Annotated in this window: 22 protein-coding genes; 2 read left to right on the top strand and 20 right to left on the bottom strand. The window is 44.6% G+C overall.

What is annotated here, in order from left to right; translation table 11 throughout:
- Positions 1 to 14: 14 nt before the first annotated feature.
- From AC787_RS01955 to AC787_RS01875, 17 genes are all read right to left on the bottom strand, one after another.
- Entirely contained in the window at positions 15 to 881 is an 867-nt protein-coding gene (locus AC787_RS01955) for a carbohydrate ABC transporter permease (RefSeq protein WP_054023257.1), read from the bottom strand.
- Entirely contained in the window at positions 878 to 3,148 is a 2,271-nt protein-coding gene (locus tag AC787_RS01950; protein WP_054023256.1) for a DUF5696 domain-containing protein, read from the bottom strand. Before AC787_RS01950 ends, AC787_RS01955 begins: the two co-directional genes overlap by 4 nt.
- On the bottom strand, positions 3,145 to 5,298 hold the full coding sequence (locus AC787_RS01945) for a YIP1 family protein (RefSeq protein ID WP_152970564.1): 2,154 nt from the start codon (positions 5,296 to 5,298) through the stop codon (positions 3,145 to 3,147). The genes AC787_RS01950 and AC787_RS01945 overlap by 4 nt, the downstream gene beginning before the upstream one ends.
- A gap of 12 nt (positions 5,299 to 5,310) precedes the next feature.
- Positions 5,311 to 6,114, bottom strand: coding sequence for a carbohydrate ABC transporter permease (locus tag AC787_RS01940; protein ID WP_082360593.1), 804 nt, complete (start codon positions 6,112 to 6,114; stop codon positions 5,311 to 5,313).
- 48 nt (positions 6,115 to 6,162) lie between these two features.
- Positions 6,163 to 7,059 (bottom strand): carbohydrate ABC transporter permease, encoded by an 897-nt coding sequence (locus tag AC787_RS01935; RefSeq protein WP_082360592.1) that lies wholly within the window; start codon positions 7,057 to 7,059, stop codon positions 6,163 to 6,165.
- The gene (locus AC787_RS01930; protein WP_082360918.1) at positions 7,049 to 10,003 is read right to left on the bottom strand and encodes an extracellular solute-binding protein; all 2,955 of its coding nucleotides are present in this window, start codon (positions 10,001 to 10,003) and stop codon (positions 7,049 to 7,051) included. Before AC787_RS01930 ends, AC787_RS01935 begins: the two co-directional genes overlap by 11 nt.
- Positions 10,004 to 10,040: 37 nt before the next feature.
- Positions 10,041 to 11,150: an ABC transporter ATP-binding protein gene (locus tag AC787_RS01925; RefSeq protein ID WP_054023252.1), complete on the bottom strand. Its 1,110-nt coding sequence runs from the start codon at positions 11,148 to 11,150 to the stop codon at positions 10,041 to 10,043.
- Positions 11,151 to 11,248: 98 nt separating this feature from the next.
- On the bottom strand, positions 11,249 to 12,217 hold the full coding sequence (locus tag AC787_RS01920) for an aldo/keto reductase (protein ID WP_054023251.1): 969 nt from the start codon (positions 12,215 to 12,217) through the stop codon (positions 11,249 to 11,251).
- A 100-nt stretch (positions 12,218 to 12,317) separates the two neighbouring features.
- Positions 12,318 to 12,626: a hypothetical protein gene (locus tag AC787_RS01915; RefSeq protein ID WP_054023250.1), complete on the bottom strand. Its 309-nt coding sequence runs from the start codon at positions 12,624 to 12,626 to the stop codon at positions 12,318 to 12,320.
- Between the two features lie 25 nt (positions 12,627 to 12,651).
- On the bottom strand, positions 12,652 to 12,834 hold the full coding sequence (locus tag AC787_RS01910) for a YezD family protein (RefSeq protein ID WP_054023249.1): 183 nt from the start codon (positions 12,832 to 12,834) through the stop codon (positions 12,652 to 12,654).
- Between the two features lie 103 nt (positions 12,835 to 12,937).
- On the bottom strand, positions 12,938 to 13,567 hold the full coding sequence (locus AC787_RS01905; RefSeq protein ID WP_235560879.1) for a nitroreductase family protein: 630 nt from the start codon (positions 13,565 to 13,567) through the stop codon (positions 12,938 to 12,940).
- A gap of 608 nt (positions 13,568 to 14,175) precedes the next feature.
- Entirely contained in the window at positions 14,176 to 14,703 is a 528-nt protein-coding gene (locus tag AC787_RS01900; RefSeq protein WP_054023248.1) for a nucleoside-triphosphatase, read from the bottom strand.
- Position 14,704: 1 nt separating this feature from the next.
- Positions 14,705 to 15,124 (bottom strand): hypothetical protein, encoded by a 420-nt coding sequence (locus tag AC787_RS01895; protein ID WP_054023247.1) that lies wholly within the window; start codon positions 15,122 to 15,124, stop codon positions 14,705 to 14,707.
- Between the two features lie 126 nt (positions 15,125 to 15,250).
- Complete coding sequence (locus AC787_RS01890) at positions 15,251 to 15,622, bottom strand: DUF4440 domain-containing protein (RefSeq protein WP_054023246.1); 372 nt, start codon at positions 15,620 to 15,622, stop codon at positions 15,251 to 15,253.
- Positions 15,612 to 16,667, bottom strand: coding sequence for a phosphotransferase enzyme family protein (locus AC787_RS01885; RefSeq protein WP_054023245.1), 1,056 nt, complete (start codon positions 16,665 to 16,667; stop codon positions 15,612 to 15,614). The genes AC787_RS01890 and AC787_RS01885 overlap by 11 nt, the downstream gene beginning before the upstream one ends.
- Positions 16,668 to 16,870: 203 nt before the next feature.
- On the bottom strand, positions 16,871 to 17,515 hold the full coding sequence (locus AC787_RS35260) for a methyl-accepting chemotaxis protein (RefSeq protein WP_414730962.1): 645 nt from the start codon (positions 17,513 to 17,515) through the stop codon (positions 16,871 to 16,873).
- Between the two features lie 879 nt (positions 17,516 to 18,394).
- Complete coding sequence (locus AC787_RS01875) at positions 18,395 to 18,976, bottom strand: hypothetical protein (protein ID WP_054023243.1); 582 nt, start codon at positions 18,974 to 18,976, stop codon at positions 18,395 to 18,397.
- Between the two features lie 420 nt (positions 18,977 to 19,396).
- On the opposite strand from AC787_RS01875, the gene AC787_RS01870 reads away from it, so the two are divergent.
- Together AC787_RS01870 and AC787_RS34020 are read left to right on the top strand one after the other, a co-directional pair.
- A complete protein-coding gene (locus AC787_RS01870) occupies positions 19,397 to 19,753 on the top strand; it encodes a YtxH domain-containing protein (RefSeq protein WP_054023242.1) in 357 nt (118 codons plus the stop codon).
- A 4-nt stretch (positions 19,754 to 19,757) separates the two neighbouring features.
- The gene (locus tag AC787_RS34020; RefSeq protein ID WP_161807506.1) at positions 19,758 to 19,898 is read left to right on the top strand and encodes a hypothetical protein; all 141 of its coding nucleotides are present in this window, start codon (positions 19,758 to 19,760) and stop codon (positions 19,896 to 19,898) included.
- Positions 19,899 to 19,995: 97 nt separating this feature from the next.
- On the opposite strand, the gene AC787_RS01865 is transcribed toward AC787_RS34020, so the two are convergent.
- Genes AC787_RS01865 through AC787_RS01855 form a run of 3 tightly spaced genes read right to left on the bottom strand, consistent with a single transcriptional unit; the run spans position 19,996 to position 21,682 of the window.
- Entirely contained in the window at positions 19,996 to 20,778 is a 783-nt protein-coding gene (locus AC787_RS01865; RefSeq protein ID WP_054023241.1) for a sigma-70 family RNA polymerase sigma factor, read from the bottom strand.
- Entirely contained in the window at positions 20,775 to 21,215 is a 441-nt protein-coding gene (gene rsbW / locus AC787_RS01860) for an anti-sigma B factor RsbW (protein WP_054023240.1), read from the bottom strand. The genes AC787_RS01865 and rsbW overlap by 4 nt, the downstream gene beginning before the upstream one ends.
- Before the next feature lie 38 nt (positions 21,216 to 21,253).
- Complete coding sequence (locus AC787_RS01855; RefSeq protein WP_054023239.1) at positions 21,254 to 21,682, bottom strand: DUF948 domain-containing protein; 429 nt, start codon at positions 21,680 to 21,682, stop codon at positions 21,254 to 21,256.
- Between the last annotated feature and the right edge of the window lie 86 nt (positions 21,683 to 21,768).

Here is a 21,768-nt window from a genome sequence, read left to right as displayed (position 1 = left end):
CCTCTCTTTCACACTTATCGTTTTCCTGAAAGCGACTTATCCACTCGGCTGTATAGCAATAAGGTCAAGAGTACGAAGGTTAGGATGATCAAAAAATAAATCCATGCCAAAGCGCTGGAGCTGCCATAATTGCTCGTGTTCACTCGGCTGACAATCGGATTGGACGGGAAGGTGAATAAATCGACTACCGTGTACATTAAGTTCAAGAAAATATAAGGGACAAGTCCGGGCAGCGTTATTTTCCAAAACGTATTCCATGGTCCTGAGCCGTCAATACGGGAAGCCTCGTACACAGATGCCGGCAGCGTCTGGCGTCCCGCGAGAAAAATGAGGATTTGCACGCCTGAATACCAGAGAACAAGCACAAATGAGCTCATGACCTTTTGAATCGGAGCCGCCCATGATCCCGGAACATATTCACGTAAATAATAGTCGATACGCAGCGTCTCCATAATGCTAAGGGAACCTTCACCCTGCGCAATAAATTCCTGCACAATCTGGCCGGAGGAGAAAATAACAGGCAAAAAGAAGATGACCCGAAACAGCGTTCTGCCTGGAAAACGCAAGTTGAGCAAGATGGCAACAAACAGCGAAAAGACAAGAATGATGGGGATCATCATGGCTGACTCCCTTAGAAACGGGAACAGCTCCTCATATAGCAAGCTTCCATTCGCAATCAATATTTCCCGGTAATGGCTGAGACCAATAAACGTATAGTTGACGCTGCTCACCGTAATTTTCACCTGATGAAAGCTCATATACAGCGAATAGCCGAGCGGGAACGCCACAAAAACGAGGAAGCCAAACACCCAAGGTGCGATAAATAGGGAGCCTTCGAGCTTCCTAACCGTCGTATGATCCAGCTTGCGACTCCATCTCATGGCTTCGTTCCTCCTTTTATGACGACAAAGTCTTTTGCTGGAACGATGACCCCATCCTTGCTGTAATCGGTCTGATTATAGTTGACGATGATCCGATAATCGCTGCCGTACTCTGTTTCCTTCACGTTTGGAGCAAGCGTACGATGTCCCGTAATAAACTGCTCCTGCACGGCTGCAAGCGCCTCATTTGTTTTGGCATATTCAGCACTTAGATCGTCTATCCATTCTTTATAGTTCAAGCTGTAATACCAGTAGGAATAGGAATTCTTCAAATCTGCTGCCTTGTCTCCGCTAAGCACATACGCAGGGTATGCTCCATATTCAATGCTGCGGAGCAGCTCATCATCGAACTCATCACGCAAATTAGACCATTCCAGCGAATACGTACGCAAGCCGTGGAGAACGATTTGGGCAAAAGGAATGGCTTCACTGATGAAGACGTCATACGAATAATCTGCGGTTAGGCGGTGGACATGGTCGATTTGGGCTAGCGCATAGAAATTCACATTATTCGCCACAAGCGACCCGAGTGCTTCCTTGCTTTTGATCAAAATGCTGCGCTGTATATCGACAACCTCTGCTCTGCTCGCCAGGTATCGGCTATTGAAATCCGTATTGACCTGCTTGCCGATGCCATCCTCGAAATAGATGCCGTCTGCTCCCAAGCTCTTATAGCTGTTCAAATCAGCCGAGACCACCTTCTCATAAAACCTCGGGCTCACAAACTTCGCAGCGTCCTGATCCTCGTTTTCCTTTTCCTCCAGCACCGTTCCTGCCAAATTGCGCAAGCCGTCGCGTCTCCACCAGAACCGATCATCGCCATTCGTATTGAGCGTATAATTAGCGGTCAAATAAACAGGAATATCCAAGGTATGAGCGAAGGAGATAAAGCTTTTCATCCCTTTGTTTCCACCTAATCGCTTATCTACAGGAAAGTAGCCGCCATGTGTGCTGTAACCGTCCTGCTGCCACCCTGAGAATTGAATTTGCAGATGCTGAATACCGCTATTATAAATAGAACGAACAAGCTCGGTTGCCTCTTCTGTCGTAGTCGCTTTTAAATAAGAATCTGCAAAAAGCCCCTTCTCGATGTCTGCGCCTACAATATCCACAAACAACGGAATGTCTTTTTTGTTTGTTTCAAGCGGTTTTACACCTTGCTCTTGAATCAAATAATTGCGATAAACCTCCGCCATGCCAACATAATCACTTTTCTTAGGGGACAGTGGATAATAACGCGTTGAGCGAGCATTCATAATAAACTTATCGCCGCTATACGTATAAAAACCTTCCCCGGTGCTCTTGCTTACACTTTGGAAAAACCGTTTGCGATACTGCCATTCGGTCGTCACCCAGTTCGAGCGGCCCACCGCGCCTGACGGCGCTGCATAAACATTCGCGAACGCCTCCCCTTCGGAAATGATCGCAACAAAAGCCTGATCCCCTGACTTTAAGCCGAATACAGGCATCGTGATCCCCTGTCTGCCCGTATTTTCGTTGTAATAGGAAAGATCCTGTCCATAGATACTCTCATTGTAGGTCAACTGCTGCATCAAACGATCTGCCTTAAAATTGATCAACGAACCGGAACCGTCCGGCAGCAAAAGGTAACCCTCTTGGCCAGCAGACGGTTGTGCCCCAAACAAAGGGTAAAGCTTAATATTCAATAAACTTAAAGCGCCCTCGACGATTCCCTCATCCAAGATTCTCGTCTCTACATAGTCCTTGTGCAGACGTACCTCAATTGGAATTTTCAATTGCACCTTCGGCAGCGCGAAGGTGACCGAGAATCCGTTCTCCGTAGCCTGGAAGTTTTCCAAGTAGCCTTGGCTATCGATTAAACCGCCAGTTACAGAGGAGGATTTGTAGTTTTTTGCATTTACGTATTCAATGATGACCGGAGAAGTTAAATTATTTTTCCACGTATTCGGTACCGTTTCTTCTTCCCAATACCTGGGCTCTGGATAAGAACGCCATATCTTCCCTGTTGCTTTATTGATCACTTGGAAGTGAGCAGATGTCTTATCTACAAGCAGCTTTAATTGGTCTGATTCTGCGATTTGCTCGAAATTTGCTTCAACTGGCAAACCTGCCTTATAGGGAACGGCGCCTTTCGTTTCAAACTGGTTTGAAACATTTACTGCCAAGGCAGCAGGCTTCCCCCATAACCCAACCGCCACAAGAGCAAACCATCCTATCCCGGTCAGCAAAACAGCAAAGAGCAGCAGCTTCATAACGAGCTTTAGGTTTATTTTGCGTACAGTCATCGGATGATCACCTCCTGATATAAGGAATTAATAAAGTTGACCAATTCTATGCTTAGGCTAATTAAGATGAAAATTAGAATGACAATAATCGCGAGCGCAAGCAACGATAAGAGGATGATAAAAATAGCTTCGATGAAGGTATAGTTGTGTATGCCTTGCACCATCCATATGAACAGGAACACTACCCATAAAACGATGAACAGCTTCAAAAAATTGAAGATCGCCAGCTCGTTTAAGGTCAGCACATTGGAAAGCAAAGTTACAGGTATACCAATGAGAATAATCGGAAATAAGGCGTAGCAACTACCATAAAATACGTCTCGGAACCGTCCCTCACCTCTAAGAAGCGAGCTGATTAAATAGTTCGAGACAACAAAGCCCAACCATATCAAGGTAAATTGAATCGTAATGGGAAATAGATCAATACCGACATGCACGGCCGGATTGAAGACAAAGCCTGTGCCTGCCTGTATATACCCGTACGATGCTAGTGCAAATATGAATATCATTGTGCTGCTTAACCATCCTGCCTTGTATTCGTACCGAATGGCATAGAAGCCGTCTACAGGATGCTTTATTAAATAGAACATATGCTGCAGCTGTTCAAGAATCGGATGCCTAGCACTGCGTTTAGCTGTCCCTTTGCCTTTGAAGCGAAGCTTTTTGGATAGAACTTTCCATAGAAGATACACGATGCCGAGCACAAGCGCCACATTCATGAGGACGCCAAAGTGCTTCTGGAACCACGTCAACCGATTTTGCCAAAAGGATTCTGAATAGCCGCCTACTACGCCCGCCTGATAAAACAGCTGCTCCGATCTTGCGTACTCCTCTTTTTTGTAGGCAGCCTTCGCCAAACCAATCAGTGCCGGTGTATATTGTGCATGTAGCCGATGAACCTCGCTCCAGAGTGGCTCGCTCTGCTCGTATCTGCCTTCTTGCGTTAATTGATTCGCTTCATGGACGAGTTGGCCGAACTCAGACAACCGCAGCACTTGGATAAAATTATTAACGCTGTCCAGCACGAGCAGCTCACCCTTTGAATTGCTCGCAATGGCTGCTGGCGCTTTGACGATTCCTGTCTTGGATGTAGCGGTAATGACATCCCCGCCCCAGAAAAACAACAGATTGCCATTCGAATCATATTGGCTAATCATATTGCCTACAGAGTCGATCACCGTAAAGTTGCCGGCAGCATCCACCGTAATATCATTGAGCTGAGGACTTACGCTCTGCTTGGATCTGTGAAATACCTCTCCGTAAGAACGCACCGGCTGCAGGGCTGTGAATTCCCCTTTGCCTACCAGCTGGTCGAGACCTGCGATGTTGAGCTTCTTCACCTGATCCGCGCTAATTTCTTTCGTTACCGTATAAATAAATCCGTTCTTGTCTATCGTTGAATTGGCGATAGCTCCAGGCAGCTTCTTCAGCTCCCTTTGATACATTTCCCGCGTATATACAAATCGCTTAAATGCGTCAAACAGGGAAAAGCTTACGCGATTCGGCCCAAAAAAACTAATGAAATTGCCCTCTGGATCAAGCTGCACCAAACCTTGGTAAGCGCCAAGCGTCGTCACATAAATAAAGCCGCGCTTATCCACAATGAGATTAACCGGATCATACTTGAACGCCTGCGGCAAATAACTGGACTCCGGACGGCCAAATGCTTTCAGCAGCTTGCCTTGTTGATCAAGCTTTACGACCCGGTTGTTGCCCGTATCCGCAACGTAAATCTCTCCAGCTTCATCGACATATATGCCGCTTGGCTTCTTGAGCGGGCTCTCTGTTACTTTGATTTCACGAATATATTGGCCTTGCTCATCCAAGTGAACAATCCGATTATTGCCCGTGTCTGCAATGTAAATATGATCCTTCTCATCAACAAATAAATCCTTGGGCTGATTAAGCTGCAGCTTTGTTTTCCCTTCGGCGCCCGCAGCTTGGTTTGCTTCCGTAATCTCTACATCCGTGCCGATAATGCCAGCAGGAATGTAAGCCGCTTGCGTCTTCACCAGTTGTCCGAATCCATCCTTATAGTAGGTTTCGTACGGTAACTGCGAGGCTGTGGCCGGTAAGACGGGCCAAGCTATGTAAATCGCCGTAATCAGGATTATAATGATCGGACGAATCCGCAGCCTCCTGTTCTTCAAACGATTTCCCCCTTATTTAATGCCGGAATGCGCCATTGTCGAAATGACCTTGCTTTGCAAAATAATAAAGAAAATTAAATTCGGAACGAGCATAATAAGCGCTGCTACAGCAGCAGCGCCTTGACGCGCCACATTGTTCGCCAAGTTATTGGTCAATGTCGAGAGGAAAAACGGAAAGTTTTTCATTTCGTCATCCTGCATGAACAGCATCGATGTCTCAACGTTGCCCCAAGAGTTCTGAAAGGCGAGTATCGCAACGGTCGCGATGGCCGGCATACACATGGGAATGACGATTCGAGCAAATACGATAAACTCATTTGCTCCATCAATTCTCGCAGCTTCCAGCAGTGAATCAGGAATCTGATCCACGAATTGTTTGAGTAGGAACACGCCTACCGGCAAAGCAAGAACGGGCAGCAAATGCCCCCAGTACGTATTCATAATGCCTAGGTGGCTGACGACCAAATATCTCGGAATTTGAATAACCTCCGGCGTAAACATCAGCATAAGAATAATCGTAGCAAAGATGAATGCGCGGCCCGGAAAAGGATGCTTCGACAGCGGATAAGCGCAAAGCGCGCTGACAGTCGTAACGCCAACGACACTCGCAGCCGAAATGAACAAGCTATTGAACAAATAGCGGGATACCGGAACGATTGAATTGGACGTTACCCAAAAGAGTTCAACAAAGTTCTGAATGTTCGGCTCCTTCACAAAAAAGCTCGGCGGATAAACGAACAATTCATGATAAGGCTTGAAGGCATGATTAAAAATATAAATAATCGGCAGGACCATGATGACGGATAATATCAGCATGAACAGGTTAAAGCTTATTTTTATACCAAGGCTTGATTGTTTCAGCTGTTACTCCTCCTTCGTACCGAACAATCCCCAGCTGAGCTTGTTCGCGAAATACATGAATATAAGAAGAAACACCGAAACCGTCGCCGCATAACCCATCTCAAAACGGATGAGACCATAATCGTTAATATGGTTTACGATCAAATGCCCGGCATATTCGGGCGTCGGGTTTTGACCGGAAAGCTCAACACCTATTGATCCGGTCTTAAAGGTCGTAACAATCGCCATTACGGCACCGAACAGCATTTGCGGCTTCATGGACGGAATCGTAATATACCATAGCTCCTGTATGTTGTTTCTAATGCCGTCGATTCTCCCAGCCTCGTACAGAACCGTATCCACATTAAGAATACCCGCCAGCATCGCTAGAAAGCCTACTCCCATGCTCGACCACAACGTGACGACGATCATCGAGTTCATTAGAAACTCCGGACTGGTCACCCATAACTTCGGAACGTCGATAAGGCCGGCTTTTAATAGAAAGCTGTTCAAATAGCCAATGCGATCGCCCGACAGCAAGGGAAGCCAGATAATCGTCATCGCAATCCCAACGGTAAGCGATGGCGTATACATTGCAAGCGCCACCCACTTGCGAACCCCGCCGCGCAGCCGTGAAATAAGCCATGCAAGCAGGAAGGCGGCAGCATAACCGCCAGGACCAACAATGACAGCAAACTTAAATGTATTGGGCAGCGCATATTTTAGGAAAAGCAGATCCTGCGCGATCAAATACTGAAAGTTGCTCCAGCCAATAAAGCGAGGAGGCTCAATCCCGTTATAATAGGTAAAGCTTAAGCCTACCGCGGCAAAAATCGGAATAACGATAAACAGAGTGAAACATAGTAGAAATGGCGCGATAAACAAATACGATATACGATACGACCACAGCCTACTCCACATAACGATCAATCCCTTCCCAAGGCCGATCGACAATAGGAATGTCCAGCTTATTCACCTGTTCGCCTCGCTCATTGATGTAGCCAAATTCCTGCTGCTTCCTTAGAAGCTCGCGATTAATGTCCCTAACGGCTTGCTCCAATGAGGACATATAATTCGCCGTTCCAACAACGGATCGATTCCATGCATTATGAATCTCGCGTTCCAAGAAATAACCGCCGGGCACATTCGGAATATCCTTATACCATTTCCACTGGTTCAAAATAATCTCGGCATCCTCCTTTTTCCACGGCAGATGCGTGAATGCTTCCACATTGGACGTATTCCAGCGGAAAGCGACGCCATTCACCGCTTCCAAGTCAGAGCCGTATTGCTCCTGAACCTCGGCTGACAACCACCATTTCAGGAACTGCCATGCCTCTGCTTTTTTATTGGACTTGCCAAAAATGACACCCGTGCGTTGCCCCCCGCCAGCCCAGCGGCTTATCGATCCGTCCGCTTGCTTCGTACCGGGAATAAGCGCGATGCCCCATCGGCCATTCAGCTCAGGCGCAGCAGCCGAAAGCTGCACATACATGTTGTAATCCGAAATGCCGATAGGCATTGTTCCGCTGCGGAAATGCTGGTAGAAGCTCGGCACCTCCCGCTCCACGGCGTAAGTATTAAATAAATCCGTCCACTGCTTGAAGGCACGGTACGCCTCCGGTCCATCGAGTCCTGATTTCACACCGCCCGGTTCATAAAACTCCACGCCGTTTTGATAGAAAAAATGCGTAAAATCCTTCGGATTTACGTAGAAGTTCATGAAGTTTTGCTGCAGTGTAGGCAATAGCTGATAAACCTCCTCCCATGTCTGGGGAATTTCGGCTCCTATGCGCTTTAATATATCCTTGCGGTAATAGAGTACTTGAAACGACTGCGTTTCCGGCACGCCATAATAACCGCCATCGTAGTGCAGCGGCAGCCATGATCCTGGACTGAACTTCGGATATAGCTGATTAAAGTCTTCGAATTCACTCAAATCCTGAAGCGTACCGCGGATCGCATAATCAACCGGCAAATCCTGCGTCAAGCCAAGGGCAATATCCGGTTGAACGCCAGCTGCATTAGACATAAGCAAAAGCTCAGCGTTTGGCAGCAGGTTCACCTTTACCTCAATGCCTGTTTCTGGCGTGAACGACTCATCAGCGAGTTGCTGCAGCTGATCCACATAATCCCTGCCTCGCTGTACCCAAATGTTCAGCTTCTTGTCATCCAAATCGTTAAGGCTATCCCGCGCATCGAACGAATAAATAAAGTTTTGGGCACTGCCCCATATCCGTCCAAAAAAACCAGCTTCCATTTTCGGAGCATCCGTCTTTTCGGGAATAATATATACCTCATCCAGCTGCAGCGATTGCTTGAGCAGCGTATCGATAAAGGTGCCGAATTTCTCTCTCATCGAAGAAATCTCTTCGACCTGGTAAGGAATTTCTTCAGGCTTCTTAAGCAATGCACGTAAATCCTTCGCTGATGTATCGAGTCCTTGACTGATCGAATCCTTGTTACCGTTCGCTTTAACCACTCGCTTAGACAGTGATTCCATAACATCCGCTGCCAGCGCCATCTTGTCAGTCATTCCTGGAAAGTCCTGCTCCATATTCCATGTACGATTGCGGTCAATGGTCTTCTTCGAACTCGAGCCTGTAATCGTACGCAAATCCCAGTCAATCGCATCCAGATGAGCAATCAGCTTCTCTACATCCACAACGATTGACTTAATAGGCGATTGTGTGACGGCTAACGACAACGTATGTTGGCCCTTCTCAAGCTTAAGCAAATACGGATTCTTTTTTTCGTCCTGCAAAATCATTCCGTTCCAACCCGTAGAATACGGAAAGCCATACGCTAGAAATTCCTTAAATGGAACTTCTCCATCCACTCGAACGACTCGGTAGGAGGTTTTCTGGGCTATTGTATTTTGCAGGGCGCGAAAGCCTATTTTGTACAACCCGCTCTCCGGCACTTCAAACGACCATGAGATTTCCTGATTTTGCTCGAGCCAGCGCGGACCGCCGACCGTATTGTAAATGATTCTTCCTGTATACCGCGGCAGCGTGCGTGAGTTTTTATCCGAAAACAGCTTAATTGCCGTATCATTTTTGCTCGTAAAATCCTCCGCTTGAATCGTCAATACTTCGCCTGCAAGCGGAGGCGTATCGGCATTCACAGCCTTAACCTCGGCATACTCAGGTATTTGCTTGCTCGGAAGCAGCTTGATTCTCTCTAGCGCAACCGGGTCAAACCCTTGCAAACGAATGGTATGTGTTCCTTGTTCGAAATGCCATTGCAAAGGCTGCGCATATGCCCCTCCTGAATCCGTTAACGGCTTCTCGCTCCAGCCCGACGCATCAATCGAACGCGGGCGGATTTCATCGCCGTCTGAGTTTTTCAGAATAGGACGCACATCCTCCCATGTCCGATATAAGGATATCGAAGCGGCTTCCCTAAACGGCCTTTGGCCATCTATCGTTACCTCCCACCCGATCGGCCCCTTTCTTCCATCTTTCAGAGGGTTATAAGAAACGTGGATCTCATACAGCGCACTCTCTGCAACGTCAACTTTATATTCAACCCATCCGGTGTTCCTTGTATTCCAAATCAGTATGTTTGATTTACCGTCGTAATCGCCTGATTTGATCTCCTCTTCATTCGATACACGAGATGGCTTCGCTGCATCCAGCTGAATCGAAGTTGTTGCATTTTTCAGCCCCTTCTCCTGCCATGCTGCCAGCGCTTCGCTAAAATAAGGATCAACCTCATAATTAAATGTAGTTACGAGCTCGTCATAATGGACCGTATCGGTTTTCTCGCCAGATTCAGAGTTTACTGCCGCTCCAGCATTAAGCAGCCATGCTGCAATGACAATATTGGCACCATAGACTAGCCATTTTCGTTTCTTATTCATAAAGGTTAAGCCGCCTCCCTCCTCCGCAAATACCCGATCAATCTGTAAATCTTTCACCCGTATCCTTATGAAAAAAATGCGCCTTCGATATATCAAGCTCAACTTTCACTTTCTCATTTTCAGCAAAACGATTATCTGGATCGACGCGCGAAATAAGCAGCTTCTCCTGTCCAATGTCCAAATAAAGAAAACGATCAGCGCCCATAAGTTCATTATCCTTATAGGTACCGGTAATGATCGTCTCAGAGAACAAACCTTCCAGCTTCACATTCTCCGGCCTTATACCTAATATTACCGATTTGTTTAGTTGGTTATTTTTGCGTAAAATATCCTCCATCGCTTCATTTATCTTCAGTTGAAAACGATTCGTATGAAACTCTAATCGCCCCTGCGGATTCTCCTGCACGCGCCCATGAATGAAATTGATTTGAGGAGAACCGATGAAGCTGGCAACAAACGTATTCGAAGGTTTGGAGTAGATTAGCTCCGGCGTATCACATTGTTGGATGACGCCGCCCTTCATCACGACAATCCGATCCGCCATCGTCATCGCTTCGACCTGATCATGTGTAACGAATATAAAGGTTGTGCCTAATTTTTTGTGCAGCTTCGTTATTTCCATTCGCATCGTAACTCTAAGCTTGGCATCTAAATTCGACAGCGGTTCATCCATCAAAAACAGCTTCGGGTCACGCACGATAGCTCTGCCAAGCGCCACCCGCTGGCGTTGACCGCCCGACAACTCCTTCGGCTTGCGATTCAAATACGGCTCAATCTCCAGAATTCGGCTAGCATTTTTTACCGCCAAATCGATCTCATGTTTCGGCAGCTTGCGCATCCTCAGTCCAAACGCAATATTCTCATATACACTTAGATTGGGATAGAGGGCATAGTTTTGGAAAACCATCGAAATATCACGGTCCTTCGGAGGAAGCTTATTGACGAGCTGTTCTCCAATATAAATCTCACCTTCGGAGATCTCTTCAAGCCCCGCAATCATTCTTAATGTCGTCGATTTACCGCAGCCGGAAGGACCAACGAATACGATAAATTCCTTATCTTTAATTTCAAGCTGGAAATCCTGCACAACCGCGTGTTTGTCTTTGCCATATCTTTTGTATAAATGGTTAATCGTTACTCCCGCCATGCTTACTGCCTCCCATCCGAACTTGATAAAAAAATGAGGATATCACACGATGCTCTGATATCCTCCATTGATACGGTAGAATGTATTCAATTATTGGATTAGCTCCGAACAGCTTCTTTGGCAAATTGTACGTTTGAAGTGACCTCGTCAACCCTCGCCAGTTCATCTTCGCTTAATTTTACATGCCAGCTTTTTGCAGCTTCCGTAATATGCTCAAGCTTCGAAGCGCCTAGAATAGCTGATGTAATGCCAGGACGGCTGAGCACCCAAGACAATGCGTATTGTGCCTGAGTTAGACCCTTTTCTTCCGCCAGCGGCTTGATCGCCTCTGCAAGCGGAATCGCGTTTTTCTGCAATAGCTCCTCCAGCCTTTGCTCGCCTGCCGCAAGCCGTGATCCTTCAGGAGGCGCTTCTCCAACACGATACTTGCCAGAGAGTATCCCTCTGCCAAGCGGACTATACACTATAACGCCTACTTGCTCCGATTGCACAAAAGGTATAATTTCCTTCTCAATTTCACGCGAGATGATGCTGTATTCCGGTTGGAGGCTTTCGAAGCGATGCAGACTATGCAGCGCACTTATACCGTGAGCCTTTGCAAGCTGCCATGCTGCAAAATTGGAAGCGCCTATGTATCTTACTTTCCCTTGACGCACGAGATCATCCAATGCCCGAAGCGTTTCATCAAGCGGCGTGTTAGGATCAAAACGATGAACCTGATACAAATCCAAGTAATCGGTTTTCAAACGTTTCAAGCTATCTTCCACTGCTTTAAAAATATGATAACGGCTTTGCCCGGAGTCATTCACGCCTTCACCTACACGGCCATGAACCTTCGTCGCCAGCACGATTTGTTGACGCCGTTCTTTTAACAAATTACCCAAAATGCGTTCGGACTCGCCAGCACCATATACATTTGCGGTATCAACGAGATTAATACCATAATCAAGCGCTGCATCCAAGATTGCTGCAGAAGCCTCTTCATCAATCCATCTTCCAAATGCCATCGTACCTAAGCTCACCTCAGATACTTGCAGTCCTGTTCTTCCTAATTTGCGATATTCCATAATCGTTATCCTCCTCAAATGATTCTCGTTTGTACACAAAAAACCGGAGACAGGTTTTGCATTTGCAAAATGTCTCCGGTTTTCCGGTCGAATATATTCACTAGTATGCGGCCAAAGCTCTTCTTACCGGAACTTCGTGTTCAGCAGCAAATTGGCTAAGCTCGATGACCAAATTTCCTTTGCCAAAGGATAAATACTTACGCCCTTCTTCCGCTTGCAGCTTGATCATGTGATCTAGAAACTGGACAATCATCTTTCGCCGGCTTTTGATCCCAACATAACCGTTGTCATACAACCACTGATCAATGGTATTGTAGACACCCCGGTTTAGCCGGTACATTTGCAAGCAGTAATGATGAAAGGCAAGATCGGGCCATTCATATAAACTGGATTTCAAATCGCTCTTCATAGGAATCCTCTCCACGACTAAACGGTTATCTCTGCTTGCGAGCAGCAGCTGGCAGCTTCTCCACCTCGTAGCGGCTGCGTTCCGTCCGATCAATTTGTACAATTTGACCATTATGAATCGTAATTTGAACGATGCCATATTGAACGCCTGCCAATTGATCCTGTATTCGCTTCAACCATTCATCAGCAACCTCAACCGTTCGGGACATAATCAACATCCTCTCCAAATTTATGAGTGTTATCAAACTAAAATATAAGTGCTATCAAACCAAATGCATGGTCACACGGGTTTCCAGTAATGCGATTAGCCGTTTAATTTACCTTAATCTCCAATAGACTCTCAGCTAAAGGACGACGCGCATTCGGAATTTCTTTATCACGAAACTTTTCATCGAGCGTATCAAGTCCTCCACGATGACCAAGTGCAATAACCGCATGAAGTGCAATATGTTCTGGTACTTCTAGAATCTTGCGAGCTTCCGCTCGGTCGAATCCTCCAACAGCACGAGTCGATAGACCAAGCAGCCTCGCTTGCAGCGCCAAGGTTGCCCAAGCTGCTCCCGTATCGAAAGCATGCGACACATTGGGATTACCATCTTCCTTAACCGCTTCAGAGGCAAGAAGCAGCAGCACCGGTGCGTGGTCTGTCCACAAACGGTTGCCAGGCACAATGAACTTGCGGAACTGCTCATGCTCAGCTTCTTCCCTCGCCACGTAGAATCTCCATGGCTGCAAATTACTCGATGATGGCGCCCACCTTGCAGCTTCCAAAACCGTATAAAGCTCCTCATCGCTCACAGGCTGCTCCGAATAGGAACGAGGCGACCATCGATTCAGAATTAGCGGGTGTACAGGATAATCAGGGCTTCTTGCTTCGGCAACCTCCGTACTGTATTGCTGCTCAAGTGACTGAGCATTAGCTACAAAACCAACATGACTCACTATTCCCATCTCCTCTTCCTTAGAATAAAAAGAAGGCGCACGACAACCGATTCGGCATTCGGTTGGCATGCGCCTCCAGTTTTCTAGCGAGCGCGACTTGCAATCAAATACAGCGAAACCATAGCCATGGATGATGTTGCAAGTTTCAATATTTATTTCCGACTAATTCAATAGGATAAATTTAATTTAACATGATGTTTTCCATTCGTCAACACTTATCTGACTAATTTATACGACTCTTTTTTTAAAAAATGGCACCGTGCTTTCGCTGCTGGCAAGGTCAAGCTTGCTTCAGCATTTGTAACTGAGCTCCCTACGCTAATTGGATTTTTCACATGGGATTTCCCTCAATTGACACGGAAATCCCTATACTAAATGGAATTTCTCCTGTTAATTCATCAAAAAGAGTCTACTTTAACTAATTACATGGAAATCCTCCCGTTAATTCTCCTCTTATTTCTGAAATAGAGCTAATTTGGCGAAATTAACGGGAGATTTTCCTGTTAGTTGAGCATTTGACGTATAAACAGAGAAATTAACAGGAGGTTTTCCTGCTAGTATATACAAGAAAGTAGAATAGGAAGCTTCTTTAACGTGCAAGGGACTACCTACAATAACCTAAAAAGATCACTCGCTAATGCCTCTATCGTTAATTCTCTGTTTTCTACATCCATAGCGTAAAGTTTGATGCCAGGCAGTTCTTTAATCTTGTTGATCACGGGGTGGCTATCCACACAAATCGTCCCTAGAAGGATATGCTGCGAATTTGAAACTATATCCTGAATCATTTTTTGAAAAGGTACCGATAACATTTGCAGGAATCCAATTTCATCAATCACCGTTATCTTCTTCGTATTCAACGATTGTCTAATGGCTGTTAGAGCAATATTCTCAAAAGCTTCTATATCAACGCCATATCTCCCTATTCTAACTGAGCTTTGACTATCCACACTCGCAATTCGTTTACTTTCTCCACGGAGAGTGACACAGTTAAATCCGATACGATTCGTCTCGTTGCGTACTTCTTCTGTATAAATTCCCCCAAAATGCTCTATACCTATTCGGTTAATAAGCTGAATGATCGCTGTTGATTTGCCCACTCGCGGTTTCCCGGTCAATAAAAAATTAGTATCCATATTATTCACTCATTCGACGATTCAGCACATTTTCTGTGAGGGCATAAATGAAACCAACCACCGCAAATATTAGAATAGAACTACTCATTTTCAAATCGTATTCCACGACAAAACTATCATTATATAAAAATTGAAACATAAATAATCCTCCAATTCCACCAAGGAGTGAATAAATGAAAAACGGGATGATCGGTGATATTACAACCTTGCGAATCGTCAAAGATATGGGCAGCAATGTAATCGGATAAAAAACTAATGCATAAAAAAACATCATAAAAACGAAAATCAGCTTTATATTACGGAGGCCATAATATTCGGTTGTCATGATTTTGTACCCTTCGAATAACTCCAAGACGACCGCCGCTGCAACAAATAAAATAATCATAGAAATCCAAAGAAAAAAATGTTTAACGATCTCCATATGAACACCGCCTATTTATGTTAGGTATATATTAAACGGCTTTGGAGTTTACAATGTTTCACAATAAAACCAAAAAAGCCTTCCCCCCACTATATAAGTGGATATGAAAGCTCCTTTGTGTGAAATCTATGTAGATTTCGTAGGTGTTCCTTGATGAAAGAACATTTGCCATCTTCCATCTCTATACTTCCAAATCGAACTACGCAAGGAATGCTGCTTTTTTACTTGATTGAAGATTCTGTACGTCGTTAATACCGTGTCGCTTGCTAAAGAGTGGATTTCAAAATGTTCTAGCGTCATTTCCACAATGCCAATTCCCTCTTCGCCAATGCCATCGCTTATACGCCAAACTTCTCCTGAACTTCCAAATTCAAAAAAATCGTCTGTAAGCAGCTTTGACAATGCTTCCCTTGAGGTGCGAATTTCCGGCTTTAACAACTCATGCTCCAATTCAAGCAAATGATCCTTGAGGGAAGCTTCAGAAGCTTCACTTTCCATTTTCCTTCCCCCCTGCAATAGCTGCTCTATCGATTTCAACAGGTTCAATAACTTGGAATAAAAACCGAATATCTTTTAAATAATCTCTTATATACGCCTGGGCATACGGCTGTTCTTCAATTAAACTGGCAGTTTCTCTTGGATCAGAGGCATGATGGCAGTAATTCTCAATCATGAACATAATGAAAAAGCTTTCCAAATGGTGAACATAATCCGTTTCCAGCTTTCTTATACTCTCGTAGCCTTGAATAAACATCCATCGATGCTTCGGATAAAGCTCTAATAGCGCACCTGCCATGTCGTATAGAAAATATCCGTAACCGCATCTGCCAAAATCGATGGGATAAGGAGCGCCCTCATGAAAAACAATGTTGCCGCTATGCAGATCACCATGAATAAGTCCGTAGTTATCTCCACTGCGTTCCATGACAGTGAGTTTCGTCACGATTTTCTCAGCCGCTGCTTGGTACGTTTCCCACGCCTCTTCCGATAAAAAACATTCATAATGCTGTTCAAGCTTAGCCATTTGACGACTAAAGCTTCCTGCTTCCCATATCGGCCTGACAAAATCAGAAGGCGGAACAAAACCCGCCGCTGCTTCGTGAAGTTTGCCCATCATTACACCCATTTGATGAACCGTACTATCCGAAAACTCCCCGCTTGCATGCTCGCCATCTACCCACCGCATCAGCGTAACATAGGGTTTACGGTATCCCTCTTCCGTATCGATCTCCAAAACATAAGAGCCATTACAGCTTGCCAGCGCTTCGGGCACATGCAGATCATCCGATTGATTTAATGCGTGAAGCAAAGCAAGCTCTGATCGAATTTCCGCTTCGCTCAATCGATCCGAATGAATACGAAGCAAATATCTTTCAGCGTAACTTGTCTCTAATTTATAAGTAATCGTGTCGGAGAGCTGAACATATTGAATATTAACCCATTCCAATTCATACTGTTGCAGTGCCAATAACGCAACCTTTCTCGCTCGAGCTAGCAAAGACAGCCTGTTCTCATCCGTATCATATTGAAAAAAATCATTCATATGTTGTCCCCTTCAACGGTTATAACCATCATCATTGTTGTACCTGTAATTATAATAGTAACGAGGCCGCGATCCTATGTAATAAACAATTAAAAATCATTTATTACACAAAAAAAGAGAGCCAGCTTACAAAGCAAGCTGCTCTCCTCCTATCGGCACTTTCGTTATAACCTATAAAGTTATCAATGCCATACCCAATCAACTCAATGCTTAGCAGCCATTTGCTTAAGCTCTGAAAGCAATTGATCGAGCTGAGCATATTCTTCCACCATCGTATGAATCTTCATATCCTGCGTTTCCATGCTGGCATGAACCTCTTCAACAGAAGCCATGTTCTGCTGCGTTGTTGCAGCGATATTCAGCATTTCACTCGACATACTCGCATAACGCTGGTGCAGTTCAGTGGCTGAGTTGCCAACCGCATCAGAATGCCTTTTGACAAGCTCCGTATTCTCGTTAATACGATCAATTAGCTGCTGCACCTGACGAGATACATCCCTGCTCGTTTTCACAGCTGCTTGTCCGGTTTCCACTTGTTCGTGAACTGCACTGATTTGTGAGCGAATACCCGTTAAAATTTCAGTGATTTCATTTGTCGCCGCTCTTGCATTATCTGCAAGCTTGCGAACCTCACCTGACACGACAGCAAAACCTCTGCCATGCTCGCCTGCGCGAGCCGCTTCAATAGCCGCATTAAGCGCCAGTAGGTTCGTCTGCTCCGCAATATCACTTATTGTGCTAACTATGGAGCTTACGCGATCATTCTGTTCATTAAGCTCCGTCATCATCTCAACCGTATGTGAAATAATGGAGCGAACGCTCTCAACCTCGGTTGATAAGGTAGACATTTGCTCCCTATTTTGAACGGTCAACATCGCATTATCAGAAGAATATTGCTGCAGCTGCTCTGTGCCGTCTAGAAGCAGTCTAACCGAAGTATCAATCACCTGTGATGATTCGCTAATGTTTATAATGGTCCCTGTCTGCTTCTCGATCGCAGCCGACATTTCGGAGAAGGTAGCCGTTACCTCTTTCGATATTTCTCCAGTGGAACGAACCGTCAACTGCTGGCTGCTGCTGAACTCCGTTAATACTATAATAGAAGAGTTTAGTTTAGCGAGCAGCGCCTCTGCCATATCCTTAGAAGCTAATGCTTCGCGCTGCTTGTCTGTTACCTGCCGCTGCAATCTGCCGCTGAAACCCGCAGAGAACGATAGCGCGACTGTTGCAAATATGAGATACAAAAACAAATAGACGAGCGATTCATTCGGAAATAACTTAGGTTGAAGCACTGGATCAAGAAATAAATAAGTGCTTAATGCCGCTCCCAAAATACCAGTAACAATAATCGGTCTATAATCTGCATACAACGTAATAATTGCAAGATTCACGTAAACTAAAAAGTACGTGCTCACTATAGGATTCGGATCAGATACGATCAATAAAGATACAAGAATTGTCAAAATAAATGGTACGACAAACTTAATGGATTCCGTAAAAATGCCACGGTATGTCATGAAAGTAGCTGCCCCGCACAAAAATATACCGACTCCCGCAAGAAGAATAATCATCTTCGCGTCAAGTCCAATAGCAAGATCTGTAACGATCCCGAGAGCAAGAAGGCTCCACAGGATTTTTATTAACAATCGATTTCGTTTGTCTAGTTCTGTCAATTCTCTTTTCATGACATTTCCGCCTTTTCTGAGTTAACTCATGTTCTCTTACGTTTAAACGGTACGTCCTGTCCCTCCCGCTCCGTTTGTAGCTAAAACCGCTTCGTGTGGATAGACGAGCCATTCATAGTTGTTCTTGTTGCGATACATTTGTTCCATATCGAACAATACAGGTACGACATCATCACCCTTATAGAACACCTTCTCTCCTACTTTCTCTAACGGTACCTGATAAGTAATACGAAGCGCTCGCAAAAATTTGGGTTCCAGCAAAGAGACAAAATATTTCATTTGCAGCTTCTCTGCTATGTAGACAGCCGACGAAAGCACATCTGAAATGTGTCGTCCTCTATACGATCTGAGCAGTGCAATTTTGTCGATCTCAGCCACAGCCCCGCCTGCTGCAATGACTTTCGGATGCGTTCGAAACGGGCCTGCATCGTTGATGGAGCTTGAAGTTAAGCAATAAGCCTTAATTTCAGCCGTCCCTACATAATGTCCTTCCGTTGTCACAATGACGAATCTCTCAAGAGCGTGTTCAGAAAATTCAAGTTCAAAACCTTTTTCCATCCAGACTGTCGTCCAAATGCCGTTAAACATAGCTAGCTCTAGCTCATTCTCCACTCGTTTAAACATGATTTCTCTCCTCTATCTCTCTATTTTTTGTGAGTTTCTACATAGGTGCAAAAGGTTGGCATTTTTTTATCGGAATAATTAACTCAATAATTAACCAATTTAAGAGAAAAAATATATTATTTTTATGAATTTTTTCTCTAGCTTCTTCCACTTATTGATCTAATAAAATGTAAAAGTCCTCCTTCTGAATCTTATTGTATAAATTATTCCATTCAAACGATTTACTCCACCTTTTTATATCAAATAATTCCCAGCAGAAAAGTGAGAAATCGAAACAAATGTAGCATCGTCCCCTTTAAATTGTCAATACTTTCCTTATTATTTTGTTTCAAAAAGGTAGTTAAGGTTTATATATAACTAAGAAATTCAAAAAACGTTGGTCAACCTGATCGACAAATACAAATCGAGGAGAGATGACAAATGTCACGAGAAAACTCTAGTAACGGCGTTTTGATTGGCGCAATTGTAGGAGGTGCTATCGGTGCTATTTCAGCTCTGCTGTTCGCACCAAAAACAGGTGCAAACCTGCGGGAGGATCTCTCCAACAAGTTCAAAACGATCAGTGAAAAAACAAAAGAAATGGCCACTGCCGTTGGAAATAATACAAAAGATTTCGCTACGACAGTCGGACAAAACACGAAGGATCTAGCCACCAATATCAAAGATGAAGCTAGTGATTTAGTAGATCACGCTAAAAAATCAAACCAGCATATTATGGATTCCATTTCCTCCACCAAGGAAGATGTCAAGGATGGACTTGCGACAACAGGGAGGTAAAACAATGAAAGCCGAACTTAAATCAACGGAAAATTCGATGGCACCAACAGAGGAAGATATGATTAAGCTTGGCGAGGATATGGAGAAGATGGAAACGAATGCACAAGTTATTGAGAACGGCATGGTACCTGATCCCGTTCAATAACAAATGAAGCTTAGAATAAAAACCCCCTTTCCATCGAGATGGAAAGGGGGTTTTAAATATTTCGAGTTATCATTTAAAAAAAGAAATAGAAATGCTTTTACGTTCCAAACTCCGCGCCATGATCTGCTAAAAGCACCTTCAGCTTCTCAATAGCCCGTTTCTGAATACGAGAAACGCTCATCTGGGATACGCCAAGCTGATCGGCTATATCACGCTGGGATTTGCCATTATGATAAGCGAGGATAAGCACCTTCTTCTCCTCTGCTTTCAATTGATCCAGCGCCTCCTCCAAATCCAGACGATTATCTACATTCAGATAATCGTCTTTATCAGAGCCAATCAGATCGCCTATCGTGGCTGCGCTTTCCCCTTCGCTCGATAACGGTGTGTCAAGCGATACATAATGGTAGGATTCTCGGCAAGAGAGTATCTCTATCGTTTCTTCCACTGAAAGTCCAAGATGACTTGCGATCTCTTCCATTTTGGGCGAGTGTCCTAGCTCTACCGTTAAGTGATCGATAGCCTGCTGGATAAGCAAGCCCTTCTCTTTGATTCGTCTTGGTACCTGGATATACCAAGACTTATCACGCAAATAGTTTTTTAAATGTCCAATAATGCTTTTCATCGCGTAGCCTTCAAACGGAATTTCCCGCGAGCTGTCATACTGTTTAAATAAACGAAGCATAGACAGCTGACCTACTTGGTACAAATCCTCATAGAGATCAGGTCTGCTTCGCGACATCTTCGCTGCTGCCATCTTCACAATAGGCTCAAAATGCTGCAGCAATACGGTTGCGACATCGTTACAATTCGACTCCTGATACAATTTTATTTTTTCAATCATATGTTTTGGATCCAGGAAGGATGAATTTGCGTTCATGCCATCTCCTCTTTCCTACCAAATAGCTTGGTCAAAATCACCTCTGTGCCTCTCTCAGAGAACACTTCAACTTTATCCATCAAGGCATGCATCATAAACAGCCCAAGTCCGCCAGCGGTTATTTCACTTAGCTCTTTGTCGTGTAAAGAATCGTTTTTGCTAGCAGTTGGCTCATATTTAAAACTCGTCCCCTCGTCCTTGATACGAATGGAAAGCCCTTCTTCCTCAAGCTCGAAGCTGATATCTACTATGCCAGGCTGGGCATTGCTGTATGCATGGAGTACGACGTTCGTGCAAGCTTCGGTTACCGCAACTTTCATATCTTCGATTTCCTCGTAGGAGAAACCTGCTTTATTTGCAACGCCAAATAATGTAAGTCTTACAATATCGATAAACTCTGCTCTCGCAGGAATCGATAAACGAATGGATGAGTTCATAGTCGCTTCTGTCCTCTCTAGTATGTTCCTATTATAACTTATATTTTTTTAACTTTATTCCAAATCCTTATCGTTGAAATCGCACCATCATAAATCGTACTGATTAAGCTAGGTTCACCCGCCGGCTTCTTGCCTTCACCTTTTATGGAGGCTACTACGCTCGCCGCCGATTCTTTCGCTGCTCCGGTAAATGAATGCAGGGCGTGACCAAGATCATTGACGGATGCGAACAAAACATCGAGCGAGCTAAGCTTCGTTCGCACATCAAGTGTCATTGCATTCGTATTATGAATGGCCTCTTTCACCTCTACGCTTATTTGGGTGACCTCAGTCCGCAGCGAACCAACGGTTTGCCGCATTTCATCAAGCGCGCCACGCAGTACTTTCAATGTTTGAATGAGTGAATATAAGAGAACAAGAAAAGCAATAGCTATAACTGCAATACTGATTTGCATTAACATATCCATCAACATCACTTCCTTTTTTTCATTACATACCCGCTATCACAATATTTGAAACAAATAGTAGACTCTCATCTTCAAATAAGGTGGAA

This window comes from Bacillus sp. FJAT-28004, assembly GCF_001280845.1.
Lineage (GTDB): Bacteria > Bacillota > Bacilli > Paenibacillales > Paenibacillaceae > Pristimantibacillus.
This window is presented reverse-complemented; position numbering and strand designations above follow the sequence as displayed.